This window comes from Actinocrinis sp. (genome assembly GCF_035653575.1).
Taxonomy (GTDB): Bacteria; Actinomycetota; Actinomycetes; order Streptomycetales; family Catenulisporaceae; genus Actinocrinis.
On the sequence record NZ_DASRBQ010000030.1, the window covers coordinates 39,156 to 55,403 of the forward strand.

General features: G+C 69.3%; 13 protein-coding genes. 5 read left to right on the forward strand and 8 right to left on the reverse strand.

Annotation, left to right across the window (positions count from 1 at the left end; translation table 11 throughout):
- Positions 1 to 3: 3 nt before the first annotated feature.
- The 4 genes from VFA06_RS05445 to VFA06_RS05460 form a co-directional block, all read right to left on the reverse strand.
- Positions 4 to 888: a carbohydrate ABC transporter permease gene (locus VFA06_RS05445; RefSeq protein ID WP_414639829.1), complete on the reverse strand. Its 885-nt coding sequence runs from the start codon at positions 886 to 888 to the stop codon at positions 4 to 6.
- Positions 889 to 896: 8 nt separating this feature from the next.
- Positions 897 to 1,826 (reverse strand): sugar ABC transporter permease, encoded by a 930-nt coding sequence (locus VFA06_RS05450; RefSeq protein ID WP_324839296.1) that lies wholly within the window; start codon positions 1,824 to 1,826, stop codon positions 897 to 899.
- Between the two features lie 158 nt (positions 1,827 to 1,984).
- Positions 1,985 to 3,304, reverse strand: a complete 1,320-nt coding sequence (locus VFA06_RS05455) for an ABC transporter substrate-binding protein (protein WP_324839297.1) — start codon at positions 3,302 to 3,304, stop codon at positions 1,985 to 1,987.
- A 26-nt stretch (positions 3,305 to 3,330) separates the two neighbouring features.
- Positions 3,331 to 5,433: a DUF2264 domain-containing protein gene (locus tag VFA06_RS05460; RefSeq protein ID WP_324839298.1), complete on the reverse strand. Its 2,103-nt coding sequence runs from the start codon at positions 5,431 to 5,433 to the stop codon at positions 3,331 to 3,333.
- A gap of 240 nt (positions 5,434 to 5,673) precedes the next feature.
- Between VFA06_RS05460 and VFA06_RS05465 the strand changes: the two genes are divergently transcribed.
- The 3 genes from VFA06_RS05465 to VFA06_RS05475 all read left to right on the forward strand — a co-directional run bounded on the left by VFA06_RS05465 (position 5,674) and on the right by VFA06_RS05475 (position 9,437).
- On the forward strand, positions 5,674 to 7,614 hold the full coding sequence (locus VFA06_RS05465) for a heparinase II/III domain-containing protein (protein ID WP_324839299.1): 1,941 nt from the start codon (positions 5,674 to 5,676) through the stop codon (positions 7,612 to 7,614).
- Positions 7,611 to 8,726: a substrate-binding domain-containing protein gene (locus VFA06_RS05470; protein WP_324839300.1), complete on the forward strand. Its 1,116-nt coding sequence runs from the start codon at positions 7,611 to 7,613 to the stop codon at positions 8,724 to 8,726. Before VFA06_RS05465 ends, VFA06_RS05470 begins: the two co-directional genes overlap by 4 nt.
- Positions 8,727 to 8,831: 105 nt before the next feature.
- Positions 8,832 to 9,437 carry a carboxymuconolactone decarboxylase family protein gene (locus VFA06_RS05475; protein ID WP_324839301.1) on the forward strand — a complete coding sequence of 202 codons (606 nt, stop codon included), beginning with the start codon at positions 8,832 to 8,834 and terminating at the stop codon, positions 9,435 to 9,437.
- 32 nt (positions 9,438 to 9,469) lie between these two features.
- On the opposite strand, the gene VFA06_RS05480 is transcribed toward VFA06_RS05475, so the two are convergent.
- On the reverse strand, positions 9,470 to 10,324 hold the full coding sequence (locus VFA06_RS05480) for an MFS transporter (RefSeq protein WP_324839302.1): 855 nt from the start codon (positions 10,322 to 10,324) through the stop codon (positions 9,470 to 9,472).
- A 6-nt stretch (positions 10,325 to 10,330) separates the two neighbouring features.
- Here VFA06_RS05480 and VFA06_RS05485 point away from each other — a divergent pair, with 6 nt between their 5' ends.
- Together VFA06_RS05485 and VFA06_RS05490 are read left to right on the forward strand one after the other, a co-directional pair.
- A complete protein-coding gene (locus VFA06_RS05485) occupies positions 10,331 to 10,684 on the forward strand; it encodes a hypothetical protein (protein ID WP_324839303.1) in 354 nt (117 codons plus the stop codon).
- Between the two features lie 191 nt (positions 10,685 to 10,875).
- The gene (locus VFA06_RS05490; RefSeq protein ID WP_324839304.1) at positions 10,876 to 12,675 is read left to right on the forward strand and encodes a carbohydrate-binding module family 20 domain-containing protein; all 1,800 of its coding nucleotides are present in this window, start codon (positions 10,876 to 10,878) and stop codon (positions 12,673 to 12,675) included.
- Positions 12,676 to 12,734: 59 nt separating this feature from the next.
- Here VFA06_RS05490 and VFA06_RS05495 read toward each other — a convergent pair whose 3' ends face one another.
- The 3 genes from VFA06_RS05495 to VFA06_RS05505 form a co-directional block, all read right to left on the reverse strand.
- Positions 12,735 to 14,204 (reverse strand): cellulose binding domain-containing protein, encoded by a 1,470-nt coding sequence (locus tag VFA06_RS05495; protein ID WP_324839305.1) that lies wholly within the window; start codon positions 14,202 to 14,204, stop codon positions 12,735 to 12,737.
- Between the two features lie 327 nt (positions 14,205 to 14,531).
- On the reverse strand, positions 14,532 to 15,608 hold the full coding sequence (rhaS, locus tag VFA06_RS05500; RefSeq protein WP_324839306.1) for a rhamnose ABC transporter substrate-binding protein: 1,077 nt from the start codon (positions 15,606 to 15,608) through the stop codon (positions 14,532 to 14,534).
- 70 nt (positions 15,609 to 15,678) lie between these two features.
- A partial coding sequence (locus VFA06_RS05505) for an ABC transporter permease (RefSeq protein ID WP_324839307.1) occupies positions 15,679 to 16,248 on the reverse strand: 570 nt, incomplete at its 5' end.

Sequence of the window (16,248 nt, forward strand, 5' to 3'; positions counted from 1 at the left end):
GGGTCATCCCTTCAGGCCGGTGGTCGCGATGCCCTCGACGAAGTAGCGCTGGCCGAGCAGGAAGATCACCGCGATCGGCAGCACGGAGAGCACCGAGCCGGTCATGATCAGCGCGTACTCGGCGTTGTACTGGGAGATGAAGGTGCTCAGCCCCAGCTGGATGGTGCGCAGGTTCGGGCTGCGCAGGTAGATCAGCGGACCGAGGTAGTCGTTCCAGGTGTTGACGAAGGTGAGCAGCGCGAGGCTGGCCAGCGCCGGGGCCGAAAGCGGCAGCATGATGCGGCGGTAGATGCCGTATTCGCTCATCCCGTCGATCCGGGCCGCCTCGCTCAGCTCCTCCGGGATCGACTCGTAGTACTGCTTCATCAGGAACACGCCGAGCGCGCCGAAGGCCTGCAGCGCGATGATCGACCACAGCGTGTTCGAAAGGTGCAGGTGGGACATGAGGATGAACTGCGGGATCATGTAGGACTGCCAGGGCACTGCGATGGTGCCGACGTAGAGGAGGAAGAGCAGGTCGCGGCCGGGAAAGCGCACCTTGGCGAATCCATAGGCGGCGAAGCTGCCGGTGAACAGCTGCAGCGCGGTGACCACGAAGGACAGGATCAGCGTGTTCTTCAGCCAGGTGGTCAGCTGCGACTTGCGCCAGATGTCGAGGTAGTTGTGCCAGATCACGCTGTGCGGCAGCCACTTGACCGGCACGGTGAACACGTCGTTGTCCGTCTTCAGCGACGAGACGACCATCCAGTAGAACGGCAGCAGCACGCCCGCGGCCGCCGCGATGAGCAGCACGTAGATGAGCACCCTGACAACGGGGTTTGCGCGCTTTCCGGGGCGCCGGCGGGCGATGGGTGTCAGCAGGGCGTCCGCCGGCGCGGACTGCAGCATCGTGTCCATCACACGCTCCTGCGCTTGTTCACGAGGAACTGGACGATGGTGACCAGGAAGCAGAGCAGGAACAGCACCACGGAGATCGCCGAGGCGTAGCCGAAGTGGTTCTCCTGGAAGCCGGTCTGGTAGATGTACTGCGAGAGCACGAGGGTGGACTGGCCGGGGCCGCCGTTGGTCAGCAGCAGGATCAGGTCGAAGACCTTGAAGCTGCCGATGGTCAGCATCACCGTGACGAAGAAGGTGGTCGGCCGCAGCGACGGGACGGTCACCGCCCGGAACCGCTGCCACGCGTTCGCGCCGTCCACCCTGGCCGCCTCGTAGAGCTGCGTGGGGATGGTCTGCAGCCCGGCCAGGAAGATCAGCATGTAGTAGCCCATCTCCCGCCAGGTCCCGACCAGGATGACCGCGGGCATCGACCAGGTGGTCGAGACCGTCCAGCCCGGCGGATGGGAGATCCCGACCACCCGCAGCACCGCGTCGATCGGCCCGTACTGCGGGCTGAACAGCATGTTCCAGACCTGGGCGGCGGCCACGATCGAGGTGATGTAGGGGAAGAAGGCGACGGTGCGGAAGAAGGCCACGCCGCGCAGCTTGCGATTGAGCAGCAGCGCCAGGCCGAGCGCCGCGCCCATGGTGAGCGGGATGTGCAGGGCCGTGTAGTAGAGGGTGTTCTCCAGCGCGGTCCAGAAGCTCTGGTCGTGGATCAGCCGCTGGAAGTTGGCCGGGCCGGTCCACTTGGCCACGCCGAACACGTTCCAGTCGGTGAAGGCCAGATAGAACAGCACCAGCACCGGCGCCAGCGTGAGGACCGCGAAGCCGATGAAGTTGGGCAGCAGGAAGGACCATCCCACCGCGGTGTTGCGCCACACCAGCCGGCTGCGCCGGCGCCGCGCGGGCCGGGTCGGCCGGGCGGGGGCTTCGATCGTCGTTGCCATGGGCTCTCTCGGTTCGATCGGCGTCGCGTGACCGGGCGCGGGGCACGGTGCGCGGTGCGGCGCGCACCGCACGCCGCACCCGGTCACGCATTCACTGCCTCTTCAGTGCTTTTCGCGCTGCCAGGGCACTGCGGCGGCCGCGGCTTCGGCGGCGCGCGTCACTGGTTGAGCACCTGGCTCTTGGCCTGGGACTGCGCGGAGCTGATGGCGGTGTCAATGTTCTTACTGCCCGACATCACGGCCGTGTGCAGGTCGCCCAGCAGGTCTTGCAGCTGCGCGGTGTACTTGGACACCGGGTTCTCCGGCTTGGTGTCGTGGGTGGCGAAGGCGAACTTCGACAGCGAGTCGCTCGGCATGCCCTTGAGCGAGAAGAAGTCCGAGGCCACCGCCGCCGTGTCGGCCGGGGTGATGCCGATGCCGGCCAGCGCCTTGGCGCCTTGCACGCCCGCCGCGTATTCGAGGAACGCCTTGGCCGCGGAGACCTTGTCGGAGCTGATGGCCGGGTTGATGCCAAGACCGGTCGGGTCGCCGAAGGTGACCGGTGTCGCCGAGGTCCCTGCGGTGCTCGCGTCGAACTGCGGCGCTGGCGCCATGCCCCAGGGGAACGTGTCCGCGTCACCGGTGCCCTGCTGCTTGAGCAGGGTGGCGATGTACCAGGTGCCCATGAGCATCATCGCGGCCTGCTGTTTGCCGAACTGCGCCTGGTAGGTCAGCTTGTTGGTGCTCACGGTGCCGAAGGTGGGCTGCGCGCCCGCGTTCTGCAGGGCCAGCGCTCGTTCGTAGTACGGCTTGAGGTAGCCGAAGTCGCCGCTGGTCAGCTTGGCGCCGGGGGTCTGCGCCAAGGCGAAGCCCTGCACGGTGGACTGCCAGATGTGCTGGTAGTCGCCGACCGCCTTCGAGCCCTTGTTCTTGAGCGCGGTGGTCAGCTGCTCGGAGACGCTGACGTACTTGTCCCAGGTCCAGGAGCCGTCCGGGTAGGCGACGCCGGCCTTGTCGAACAGGGCCTTGTTGTAGAACAGCACCCACGAGTCCTGGCGGTATGGGATCGCGTAGGTCTTGCCGTCTACTTGGTAGTCGGACAGGCCGCCCACCTGGCTGCCGAGGGTCTTGGCGACGTCCGAGACGTCCACCAACTGCCCGCCGCTCTGGTAGGTGTAGAAGTTCTTCAGGTTCTTGAGCACGTAGATGTCCGGGGCGGAGTGCGCGGCCAGGTCCGCGATCATCTGCGTGTCGTAGTTGGTGGCGTCGTACTCCTTCAGCTGCACGGTCACGTTGGGATGAGCCGCGTGGAAGCCGTCCGCGAGGGTCTTGAACTCCGGCGTCGTCGACAGGCTCCAGCCCGCCAGGGTCAGCGTTATCGGGCCGGTGGGTACGCCCGCGCTCACCGACGCCGCGGGGGATCCGCTGCTGCTGCACCCGGCGGCCAGCAGCGAGGCCGCCGCCGTGAGGCCGACCGCGGCGGAAAAAAGGCGCTTCATCCGCTCTCCTTTGAGACGAGGGCCCGTCACAGGGCCCGGACTGCAACCGGGTCGCCGCTGCGGCTCCCCCGGCCGGTGCGCGTGGATAGGTGCGTATACGTGCTGCGGCCGTCCGGCCACTCGACCCTGACGCCGGGCGCCTGATCACCCGAGTCACGGCCTACACGATCTTGACTGCCAGAGCCTTGATCAGCCGGGCCCTGATCGGCCGCGTCGAGGTGGACCCGACAGGTCCCTCGCTGCTGGCGGGCTGTGTTTCCGGAGAGTTCGAGGAGCGCGGCGACCCAGGCGCCGGGCCGAAGAGCGTGATCCAGCCACGGGACGCGCACCGGGTCGCCGAGCGGGCCGGCGTCGTCGTGGACGGAGACACCCGCTGTCGCGGCCGCCGGCGCGTCGGATGCGGCGCCGCCGATCGGGACGCCGTCCACGCTGGAAGTCAGTCCCGCGCCGGTCACGGTCGCTCCGGCCGCCGAGACGTCGGCCGCTGCGTCACCTGCGACCGGCCAGCCGGCGATCCGCAGCCGCAGCTCGCCGGGGTCGAGCCCCTCGGGCACGTCGTCGACTCGGCAGAGGCGCAGCTCCCAGCCGGCGCGCACCAGTGAGTACACGGTGAGCCGGCCGGCCGAAACGGCCTTTCCGGTCCGGCCGCTGCCGTGATCGCGCTGGCCGGGGTCTGGACCGACCCAGTGCGCGAGTGTCGTCGATCCGGCGACTCCCACGGGTCCGGCTTCGCCGCCGTCGACGCGTACGATCAGCGTTCGCATTCCGCTGCGATGCGTGGCTTGCCCCTGCGCGTCGATCACGGCGACGCACTGGTCGGCCGGTCCGGTCCATCCGTCCTCGTCGAGCACGGGGGCTGTCGCGGTGGAGTAGCCCAGGCGCGCGTAGAGCGGGGAGTCGGAACCGGTCGATCCTTCGGCGGCGTGGTCGGTGCCGTGATTGTGCACGCGCACGATGCCGTCCGCGCGGGTGCCCGAGATGAGCCAGCCTGGCGCGCGCACCGCCCGTACGAAGTCGTCGGTCTCTACCGGCAGCGGCTCGGCAGGCGAGGTCCACGCCGGGTGGTCCTCCGGCAATGCGAGGCCGAGCAGTCCCTTGCTGGCCCAGTACGGTGAGCCCGGACCGGAGTAGGCCTGGGCCAGCCGCGGCCATGAGCCGTGCCAGCCGAGCGTGAGCAGCCCTCGCTCGTCGGGCACGCCGCGCTCGGCGAAGTGTGCAACGACGCGGCCGGCGGCGTAGCGCAGCTGACCGGGTGTCAGTGAGGGCACGCCAGCTATCGCGCCCACCCAGAAGGGTGCCGCGGCGGCGAAGCGGTAGATCAGGCTGCGACCTTGGATCAGCGGTGATCCGTCCGCGCCGACGAGGGCCACGGCGTCCTGGAGGAACCGGTCGAGCGCGGCGACATCGCGCTCGCGCCGTTCATCCGCGAGTTCGGCGGCGCCCGACATCCGGGCCCAGAGCGTGGGATACAGGTGCAGCGCCCAGCCCGCGTAGTGGTCGAAGGCGCGTTCCGGGCCGTCGGACAGCCAACCATCGGCGCGGAGGAAGGTGTCGTGCGTGGCCAGGTCTTGCGTGATCTCGCCGACGGACGACGGGCCGCCGACCGAGCGAAGGAAGGTCTGCACGACGATGCGGAACCAGACCCAGTTGATCTGCGGGTAGGTCGGGTCGCCGACTGCCGGCGCGAGGTATTCGACCACGCGTTCCTGCACCGCGGGTGTGAGCCGGTCCCAGATCCACGGCCTGGTCAGGTCGAGCACCAGCGCGATGGACGCGGCCTCGACCTTGGCTTGCGCGTGCTCGGTAAGGCGCACCCACCGCTCCGGCGAAGCGGGATCCGTTCCGGTCGCGATGCCGGCGGCGTACCAGTCGGCCAGCTCGTCGAGCCCTGCGCCGCGCTCTCCGGCGATGCGGAACCCGGCGAGCAGGAAGGTGCGGGCGAATCCTTCGAGCCCGTCGACGGCCCGGCCGTAGCCGCCCTCGGGTCCAGGCGGCGTGATCCGCGCGTGGCCGGGCGAGGCGTAGCGACGCGCGGAGGCGAGCAGCAGGTCAGCGAAGCGAATCCAGTCCTGACGGGTCCATTCCGCCTTGAGCGCGCGGCCTTGGTCCGCCGCCGGATCGCTTGGCATTTCCCCTCCCGCGCCGTGCCGACAAGGTGAACGGGTGTGTTGCAGGGACATGAAATCGATCGAAAGCGAGCATGTCAAGACTGTCAGCAGCGCCATATGATCAAATCCGATCCCATACGGTCGGACAATCCGGGCGCTTCCCGCGATCGCGCCGCTTTCCCGGAGCCGACGGCCGCTACGCATCGATCTGATACGATCAGAATCGATCAGACGGGCCTCGTGGACGCGTGATGGGGAGACATGTCGATCAGCACGGAGCGTTTCGCCGGGCCGCTGGCGTCCGCATGGCCGCAGCTCACGACCGCGCGGATAGCCGAGCTGCTCGCTGCCCCGCGAGATTGCCTGCCGGTACCGCCGGCTTCGGACCGCGCCTGCTGGGCTCCCGGGCGGCTGGACGCGGCGACGATCAGGGCCCTGCGGGAGCGCGCCGAGGCGGACCTCGCCGCGCCGTGGCCGATTCCGCTCGCGCGCGGCTACGCCCGATACTTCCGCGACGGCGACCGCGACGCCTATGAGCAGGTGATCTGGGCGCGCGAGTACCGCCTCAGCCGCGCCGCCGTACTCGCCGCCGTCGACCTCGAGACCGCGTCGCGCGAGAACCTCTGGCTCGACGAGGTGGCCGACGGCGTGACCCTGCTGTGCGAGCAGAGCAGCTGGTGCTGGCCCGCCCACGACAACACGCTGCGGCGGCACGGCGCGGTTGTGCCGACCGTGACCGACCCCGTCCTCGACCTCGGCGCCGGCGAGGTCGCCGGGCAGCTGGCGTGGATCGATCACGTGCTCGGCGAGCAGCTCGACGAGCGGATCCCGGGGCTGCGGGCCAGGATCCGCCACGAGGTCGAGCGGCGCGTGCTCACCCCGTTCACCGCGCGCCGCGACTGGCACTGGCTCGGCCTCGACGGCGACGTGCACAACTGGAACCCGTGGATTCACGGCAATGTGCTGATCGCCGCTCTTCGCCTGGTCGACGACGCGGCGCGCCGAGCCGAGCTGGTCGGCTCGGTCGTCGAGGGCCTCGACCGATACCTCGCGTCGCTGCCGCGGGACGGGGCGATCGACGAGGGGTACGCCTACTGGTGGAACGGAGCGTGCCGCCTCCTCGACGCGCTCTCAGTGCTCGAATACGCAACGAGGGGCGAGCTGAGCGCGACCGGCATAGACGCCCTGCGCGAGACCGTGGCCTTTCCGCATCGGATACACCTCGGCGGGGACTGGTACGTCAACCACGCGGACGGCCCGGCGCGCCCGCCGATCCACCAGCCGTGGCAGGCGCTGCACCGCGCGGCGCGCCAGGCCGGGGATCGCGACGCGCAAGGGCACGCGGCCGCGCACCGGCGGCCCGGTCAGCCGGTCGCGCACGAGAATCAGGGCCTTGGCCGACTGCTGCGCGCGCTCACCGACCGGGAATGGGTCGAGGCGGCGCCGGCCGCGTCTCCGCTGCCGCGCGACGTCTGGCTGCCCTCCACGCAGGTACTGCTCGCCCGCCCCGCCGCGGGCTCCCGGTCCGGCCTGACGCTCGCGGTGAAGGGCGGTCACAACGGCGAGCACCACAACCACAACGACGTGGGCAGCGTGATCGTCGCCCTCGGCGGCGTGCCTGTGCTCGTCGATCCAGGCCGCCCCACCTACACCGCGCAGACGTTCGGCCCGGCCCGGTACAAGATCTGGACGATGCAAAGCGGCTGGCACAATGTGCCCGAGATCCGTGGCAGCGCGCAGGCGCCGGGCCGCCAGTACGCGGCCCGCGACGTATCAGCAGTCATCGATGATGAGGGGTCCGGATTGACCCTCGACCTCGCGGCGGCCTACCCGCGCGACGATGTGCGGCACTGGTGGCGTTCAGCGCGCCTGGATCGCGTCACCGGCCGTATCACCGTGCGCGACTCGTGGCAGCTGGATCCGGTCGCGGACGATCCGCCCAGCCGCAGCCGGGTGCATCTGATCGTCGCGGGCGCGGTGAGCCTCGGCGCAGGACGCGCCGAAATCACCGCGCCCGGCGGCGCCGGTACGGTATGCGTGGTCTGGAACCCGGCGGACGCACCCTGCACCACCACGGTGCGCGACCTCGACGACCCCATGCTGAGCACGGTGTGGGGAGAACGGCTGACCCGGCTGGAGATCGACGTCACGGCGTCGGGTCCGGCCGGCACCCTGGAACTGACTGTGGAGGAGTTGCGGTGAGCTCACCCGAGACTCGCGGGCCGCTGCAGGTCGCTCGCCGCGCGCAGTTGCTCGAGGCGCTGCGGCATGACGGCGTGCTGCGCGTGTCCGATCTCAGCGGCAGGCTCGGCGCCGCCGCGGTGACCATCCGCCGGGACATCGCCCAGCTCGCCGCCGAGGGCCTGGTGCGCCGGGTGCACGGCGGCGTGGCGCTGCCGGAGTTCGACGAGGACGCGGCGGCCGAGGACGCGGCCTCCGCGGCACCGCCGGGCGCGACCCGCACGGTCGGCATGCTGGTGCCCTCCCTGGACTACTACTGGCCGGACGTCGCGCGCGGCGCGGAGGAGGCGGCGCGGGAGCTCGGCGCACGCATCGTGCTGCGCGGCTCCTCCTACGAGACCGAGGACGACAGGCCGCAGCTGATCCGGCTGGTCGAGCAGCTGAGCGTCGACGGCTTGATCGTCGCGCCGCGGATGGACGCGCCCACGGCCGAGCGCACGATCGAGTGGCTGGCGGCGACCGGCATGCCCGTGGTGCTGATCGAGCGCACGGCCACCGTCGGGCCGCACCGCGCCGTGGTCGAGTCGGTGGTGACCGACCACGCCCTGGGCGCCGCCGTGGCCGTGCGCCACCTGGTCTCGCTCGGCCACCAGAAGGTCGGCGTGGTGCTCGGCGAGCACAGCCCGACCAGCCCGCACGTGCACCGCGGCTGGCTGGAGGCGATCACCGACTGCGGACAGGACGCCGCGGCGACCGTGGACGCCCGCGTCCCGTCGCGCCCCGCGATCTGGGAGACCTCGCTGGACGAGGTCTTGGACCAGTGCCTCGCCACGCGCACGACCGCCCTGGTCGTGCACGCGGACGCCGAAGCCATCGCGCTGGTCCAGCGATGCGAGGAGCGCCGCCTGTCCGTGCCGGGCGACCTGTCGGTAGTGGCCTACGACGACGAGATCGCGGGTCTGTGCAGCCCGCCGCTCACCGCCGTCCGGCCGCCGCGCCGCTCCATCGGCCGCGCCGCCGTCCGCTTGATCACCGACCGCCTCGCCGACCCCGACCTGCCCGCGCACCGGGTGGTCATCAGCCCGTCGCTGACCGTGCGGGAGTCATCGGCGCCCCCGCGCTCGACCCGCTGATCGAGCGGCCGCAGCGAGCACCGGTCCGGCAGACCGCAGTCCAGGGGTTCAACTCCCCTTGGCTTGCCAAGCACAGCATCCTCATCTCGAGAGGGCCAGGCAACGATGACATCTGACTCCCCCGCGGAATCCGCCGGTTCGCTCGGCGGAAGGCTGCCGCTGGCCGACCCGGCGACGCTCGCCCCCGCGCAGCGTGAGCTTTACGACCAGCTGATCGGCACGTGGGTGGCGTTCACCGACAAGCTGGGCATCCGGTCGACGACCGAGGACGGCCGCCTGATCGGCCCGTTCAACGCACTCCTGCTGCATCCCGAGGTGACGGCGAAGCTGCTGGAGTTCCAGGGCGCCGAGTCGGCGAACACCAGTCTGTCGCCGAGCGTGCGTGAAGTGGTGATCATCGTGCTCGGCGCCGTGTACCGCGCGGACTACGAGCTGTACGCGCACAAGATCGTGGCGCGGACCGTCGGCCTGACCGACGATCATGCCCTCGCCCTCGCCGCCGGAGAGATCCCGGAAGGCCTGGGCGAGCACGAGAAGCTCGCTGCGCGGCTCACCCACGCCATGGCGACGCATCACCGCGTCGACGACAAGCTGTATCAGGACGCGCTCTCGGCGTTCGGAGCGAAGGGCCTGTTCGACTTCGTTGCGGTGATGGGCGTCTACCACACGGTGTGCGCCATGCTTACCCTGTTCGAGGTACCGGCACCGTAGTCCGCAAAGCGTTCGGCTCGCGGGCTTCGCGGCTACGTGGGCTTTGTGCGGTCCTCGTCGAGCGCGTGCAGTGCCTTGGTGCTCTGCACCCAAACGGCGAGGACCGCGAATGCGCCGCCGCTGAGGGCGACCGCGGTGGCCGGCGAGAACACGTCCGCGAGCAGGCCGGCCACGATCGGGCCGACCCAGATCAGGCAGCTGCACAGGAAGTTGATCAGCGCGGAGACCCGACCATAGAGCTCGTCGGGCACGATCTTCATCTCGTATGAGTTGAACACCGTGTTCAGCGGCGAAATGAAGACGAACACGATCGCCAGCACCGCGCCGATCTGCCACAGCCTCGGCACGAACGCGGCGGCGAGAACTCCCGCGGCCAGCAGCCAGGAGGCGGCCACGACGAGGGTGCGCCCGGGGACTTTCCGCATCAGCCACGGCGAGGCGAGCGCTCCGGCCAGGGCTCCGATCGACCCGATGGAGCTGACCGCGCCGACCGCGACCGGGCCGCCGCCGCGATGCCGGATGAGCGCGAGTAACAGCAGCACCAGCGCCATGAACAGGCCGTTGATGATCGCGGCCCACGGGGCGACGAAGCGCATATACGCGTTTGAGCGCACGAAGCGGAAGCCTTCGGCCAGCTGACGGTGCATCGGCTCACTCGCGTGCTCGTGCTTGTCCGGTCCAAGTGGCGTACGGATGAGCGCCGAGCCGAGCGCGGCAGCCAGGTAGGAGATGGCGTCGCCGAGGAACGGCACCCAATGGGCGATGCCGAACAGGAAGCCGCTCAGCGGCGGCCCGACCAGTTCCGCCGCCTCGTCCCTGGCCTGGCGGGTCGCGCAGACCATCGGAAACTGCTCGGCCGGCACGATCCGTTTGAGCGCGGGCAGCACCGCCCGGTGCTGTGGTCGGTGGAGGACGGCCGCGACGACCAGCTGGTCGTGCTCAAGTACCCGTACTTCGACCACGAAGAACCGTTGGTGTTCGACGAGGACGCGACCTATGTCGAGACCGACGTCTCCTTCACGCACACCGTCTCGCACAGCTGGAACCACGGCCTCGGCGCGATCGTGACCGGCCTGCTCGACGCCGGCATGGAGATCACCGGCCTCGTCGAGCACGACAGCGTGCCGTGGAACGCCTTGCCGGGACAGATGGAGCAGGTGCCTGACAAGGGCGGCGAGTGGCGGCTCATCGACCGGCCGGAGCGGCTGCCGCACAGCTACACCTTGCAGGCGGTGAAGAAGGGCTAAGCCGGCGGCAGCCGTCCGGGTAAAAACCGCAGCCGCGCCCTGTCTCCCCCGCGCCCCCGTTCGTATGCTCACAGAGGCGATCGATCAGCGATCGGCGGCTGCCGCGCACGCGATGGGGCGGAGGAGCGATGTCGAGTTTCGTTCGGCTGAGGGCGGCGGGTCCGGTCTTCTGCTTGCGGGACGGTGAATAGATGACGCGCCGTCACTCCGGCAGGTACCTCGCCGGCGCTGCTGCATTGGTCGCGGCGACGGCCGTTCCGGTAAGCCTGCTGGCCGCCACCGGGTCCGCGCAGGCCGCCGCCTCGGCCAAGGACGTGACCGCGAACCTGTTCATGTGGAACTGGAACTCGGTGGCGTCTGAGTGCACGAACGTGCTCGGCCCCGACGGGTACGCCGCCGTGCAGGTCGCGCCGCCCGAGGACTCGATGACCGACGCGGCGGACGGGCATCCCTGGTGGGAGATCTACCAGCCGGTGGACTACAACCTGACCAGCCGCATGGGCAACGACGCGCAGTTCCAGGCCATGGTCACCGCGTGCCACCAGGCAGGCGTGAAGGTGTACGTCGACGCCGTGCTGAACCACATGGCCAGGCAGGACGGGAACGACACCAGTTACGGCGGCGCGAGCTACACGCCCGGGACCGCGTACCCGGCGTTCTCCTCCCCCGACTTCCACAACTACCCGAACGACTGCCCGGTCTCATCGGATCAGATCTCTGACTGGAACAACTACCAGCAGGTCACCGAGTGCGAGCTGGACGCCCTGCCGGACCTGCGCACCGAGTCGACCTACGTGCGCACCACCGAGGCCGCCTACCTCAACAAGCTGATCGGCTACGGCGTGGACGGCTTCCGCCTCGACGCGGCCAAGCACATCGGCCACACCGACCTGGCCGCCCTCGAAGGCATGCTGAACAAGGACAAGCTGACCGGCCAGCCGGTCTACATGGTCCAGGAGGTGGCGCTCGGCAGCACGAACACGCAGCTGCAGCCGGCCTCCTTCGAGAACACCGGCAGCCTCATCGGCTTCGACTACGCCGACGCGATCAAGACGCAGTTCAGCAGCGGCGGCGACCTGGCCAACTTCGGCGGCTTCGCCACCTGGAGCCTGATCCCGAGCGCGTACTCCTCCACCTTCGTCAACAACCACGACACCGAGCGGGACGGCTCGAACCTGAGCTACAAGAACGGCTCGACCTACGTGCTGGCCAACGAGTTCCTGCTGGCCTGGGGCTTCGGGACCCCGCAGGTGTACGCGAGCTTCACCTGGAACAACAGCAACGATTCGCCGCCCGCCGACGCCAACGGATATGTGACCGGCACCAACTGCGCCAGCGGCTGGTACTGCACCGACCGGATCACCGGCGTGGCGAACATGGTCGGCTGGCACAACCTGGCGCTGGCGAACAACGACCCGGTGGCCAACTGGTACACCGACGGCACGAACCTGATCGCGTTCTCCCGCGGCCCGGACGCCTGGATCTCGCTGAACAACGAGTCCTCCGCGCAGACCCGCACCTTCACCACCGGCCTGCCGGACGGAACCTACTGCGACATCATCCACGGCTCGGTCAGCGGCAGCGCGTGCACCGGCCCGACGGTGACCGTCTCCGGCAACCGCGCGACGGTCACGGTCCCGGCGAATGACGCCGTCGCCATCGACCGCAACAGCCGGGTGCCGGGTTCCCCCGCGTCGACGTTCACGGTGAACATCAACGCGAACGCGACGACAAGCTGGGGTCAGAACGTTTACATCGTCGGTTCCATCCCGGCGCTCGGCAGCTGGAACACGGCCAACGCCGTCGCGCTCTCGTCGCAGAACTACCCGTACTGGACCGCGGCGCTGAGCGTGCCGGCCAACACCTACTTCGAGTACAAGTACATCAAGATCGACGCGAGTGGGAACGTGATCTGGGAGAGCGGCAGCAACCGCTTCTACACCACCGGCTCGTCCGGATCGATCACCTTCAACGACACGTGGCATTCGTGACCACGAGGCGGCCCGCCCGGGCGACCGGGCGGACCGCCTCGTGCTCAGGCGAGCGCCTGTTACCAGGTCAGCGGCAGGGTGGCGATGAAGTTGTTGAGCAGTCCCGAGATGATCTGGTCGTCGTGCAGGGAGGGGTGCCAGTCGCAGCCGAGGTGGTCCAGGCTCGGGCTGTCGTAGTACCAGTAGTAGACCTTCTTGTCGCCCATGGCGTTGCGGTCGGTGACGACCTGCTGGGCGGTTTGCGCGAACAGGGCGGTATTGGACAGGGCGGTGGCGCTGACCACGATGATCGTGTTCGGGCCGTACTGTGAGCGCAGGGTATTGATGAAGCCCTGGTAGGCGGTCTTGTACGCGGCGACCAGCTGGTCGGTGGTGCTCCACTGCTCGCCGGGGTTCAGCGCGGTGGAGAAGTCGTTGATGCCCAGGCCCACCACGACCAGTTGCGGGTGCCAGGTGCCGGGGTTGTACCAGACGTCGTTATTGACCGCCTGCAGGGTCCTGCCGTAGTACGTCAGGAAACTGGTGCCGGGGCTGCTGCCGTTGTAGTTGCGCACGACGCCCATCCCGGACATCGCGTTGATCTGATAATCGGCGTTCAGGCTGTGGGCGGTGAGGGCGCCGAAACTGTCGTCCGCGTTGGAGTTGGGCGTGATCCCGCCGATGCTGGAGCAGTCGTGCTGGGTGGCCATGTTGCCGTAGCCGGCGGTGTAGGAGTCGCCGATGAACTCGATCTGCCGGGTGCGCGCGGCCGGCTTGCTCAGGATCGAGCCGCCGGGGGCGGGCACGAAGCCGCCGAACTGCCCAGCCTGCCACGGGCTCTCGCTGCGCTTGACCAGGCGCACGGTGTGGTCGGCGTTGCTCAGGTTGTTGATCCAGTACGTGGTCTGGCCGGGGGTGGTGATCTCGGCCACGGTCGTTCCGTCGATCGCGACGTCGTAGTCGTTGACGGTGTCGTTGAGCACGATGCCGACGCCGGTGCCGTGGAAGCGGCCCTCGAAGTAGATCCCGGGCCAGGTGTAGGAGACGTAGTTGCCCGCGGTCTCGGTCCGCCCGACGGTGTGCACGTTGGCCAGTGCCGGGGCGGGTGGCTGCGGGGTCGGGGAGACGGAGGCGACGGTGCCGTTGCACACGGTGCCATCGAGGCTGAAGCTGGCGGGCACCGGGTTGCTGCTGTTGTTCCAGGTGCCGGTGAAACCGAAGGACTGGCTGCCGTTGGTCGGCAGGCTCGCGGTGTAGCTGGCGTTGACCGCGGTGGCCGCGCTGCCGGACTGGGTGACCGTGGCGCCCCAGGACTGGGTGACCGTCTGCCCGGCCGCGAAGGACCACGTCAGGGTCCAGCTGCTGAGCGGATCGCCGAGGTTGGTGATCGCGACGTTGCCCTGGAACCCGCCCGGCCACTGGCTCTGGACCGTGTATGCAACCTTGCATCCGGCCTCCACGGCGGCGGCCGGCAGGGTCACGGCGGTGATCGTGCCCGCGATCACGCCGCCGGCGGCTGCGATCGCGAGCAAACCGCGTTTCAGACTCATCGGGACTCCTCGGGACAGGCAGGGGGCTGTGTCTGAACCCTGAGTCACTTAATCGGTTAAGTCAAGCGACCGGCAGCCGGGAAAAGGTTTGCCTGCGATCCGGGCTGATGCGCAAGGCGGGTCGCCCAGGCGCGCGCGAAAGTTTCGCCGAATCTCGGTAGCGGCGCGCCCGGACGCGCCCGACGATCGAGGCCTCGACCGCCGACACAGTACGGTCCATCAGCTGCACGCTCACCGGCCGATTCGCGCTACCGGCGGCCGGGCGCGATAGGGCGCCCGGCCGCCGGCACCGATCCGGATTCGCTGCGTCCGAATCAGTCTGCGAACTCAGAAGTTGTACTGGTCGACGTTCGCGGCGTTGAACACGGTCGGGTCGCCGAGGGTGACCACGCCGCCGGCGCCGACGGTGTACTGGCCCATGTCGCCGGCCTTGAAGGTCTGCCCCTGCGCGCCGGTGATCTGGCCGGACTGCAGCGCGACGGCGGCGTAGGCGGCCAGCGCGCCGAGCTTGGCCGGGTCCCACAGCTCGAAGGCGGTGATGGTGCCGTCCTTGACGTACTTGCGCAGCTGGTTGGGCGTGCCCAGGCCGGTCAGCTTGACCTTGCCCTTGTAGGACGAGCCGTCGAGGTACTGAGCCGCAGCGAGAATGCCCACCGTGGTCGGCGAGATGATGCCCTTGAGGTTCGGGTAGGACTGCAGCAGGCCCTGGGTCTGCTGGTACGAGGTCTGCGCGTCGTCGTTGCCGTAGGCGATCTTGACCAGCTGGATGTTCGGGTACTTCGCCTTCAGCTCGTCCTGCATGAAGCCGATCCACGCGTTCTGGTTCGTCGCGGTCTGCGCCGCGGACAGGATCGCGATCTGGCCGGAGCCGCCGATCTGGCCGGCCAGCAGGTCCACCTCGGTACGGCCGAGCGCCTCGGAGCTGGCCTGGCTGATGAACAGGTTGCGGCAGTCGGCGTTGGTGTCCGAGTCGTAGGTGACCACGGAGATCTTGTCGCTCATGGCCTGCTTGAGGTTCGTGCACAGCGCGTTCTGGTCCTGCGCGGAGACCACGATCGCGTTGACCTGCTGCTGAATGAGCGTGTTGACGTAGTTCGCCTGCCCGGCGGTGTCGGTGGCGCTGGTGGTGCCGACCTCCTTGTAGGTCTCGCCGAGGCTCTGCAGCACCTTCTGGCCGCCCGTGTCGGAGATGGTGAAGTACGGGTTGTTGACCTGCTTGGGCAGGTAGGCGACGGTCAGGCCGGTCTTGCTCGCCGCGTTGGCGTTCGCGTTCGCAGTCCCGGCCGGCGCCGCGCTGTTGGCCGCCGCGGTGCTGCTCTTGGTGGTGCCGCTGCACGCGCTCAGCAGCAGGGCCGCGACCGCGGCGCCCGAAGCGGCCGCCATCAGGCGGGTGGAAACTGACATGGGGGTACCTCTCGTCGTTGAGAACTGCGGTGCGGTGGTGTGGATTCGAGCGGTGGAGGACGGAAGGGGCTCAGGAGGCGCCGGCCGCGGGCGTTCGGGCCCGTCGTCGGCGCAACGCCTCGGAGACCTGGCGACCGGCGCGCGGCCCGAGCACCGAGGCGATCAGCAGCAGTCCGGTGACGATGGTCTGCGAGTCGGCCGAGACGCTTTTGAGGCTCAGCAGGTTCTGCACGGTGCCCAGCAGGAACACGCCGGCTACCGCGCCGCCGATGGTGCCGCGACCGCCGTCGAAGTCGATGCCGCCCAGCAGCACCGCGGCGATCACGGACAGCTCGAGGCCGGTGGCGTTGTCGTATCGGGCGCTGGTGTAGTGCAGCGCCCAGATCACCCCGGCGCCCCCGGAGACCAGCCCGGTGGCGGCGAACATGATCAGTTTGGTGCGCTTGACCCGCACCCCGGCGAAGAACGCGGCCTCCGGGTTGGCGCCGATCGCGAACAGCCTGCGGCCGAACGGCGTCGCGTGCAGCACGATCGCGGCGACGGCCAGCAGCACGAGGTAGAGCACGAAGATGTTCGGGATGGCGGTGCCGCCGATGCGTCCGGTACCGAAGTCCAGGTAGCTCTGCGGGAAGTCGGAGAC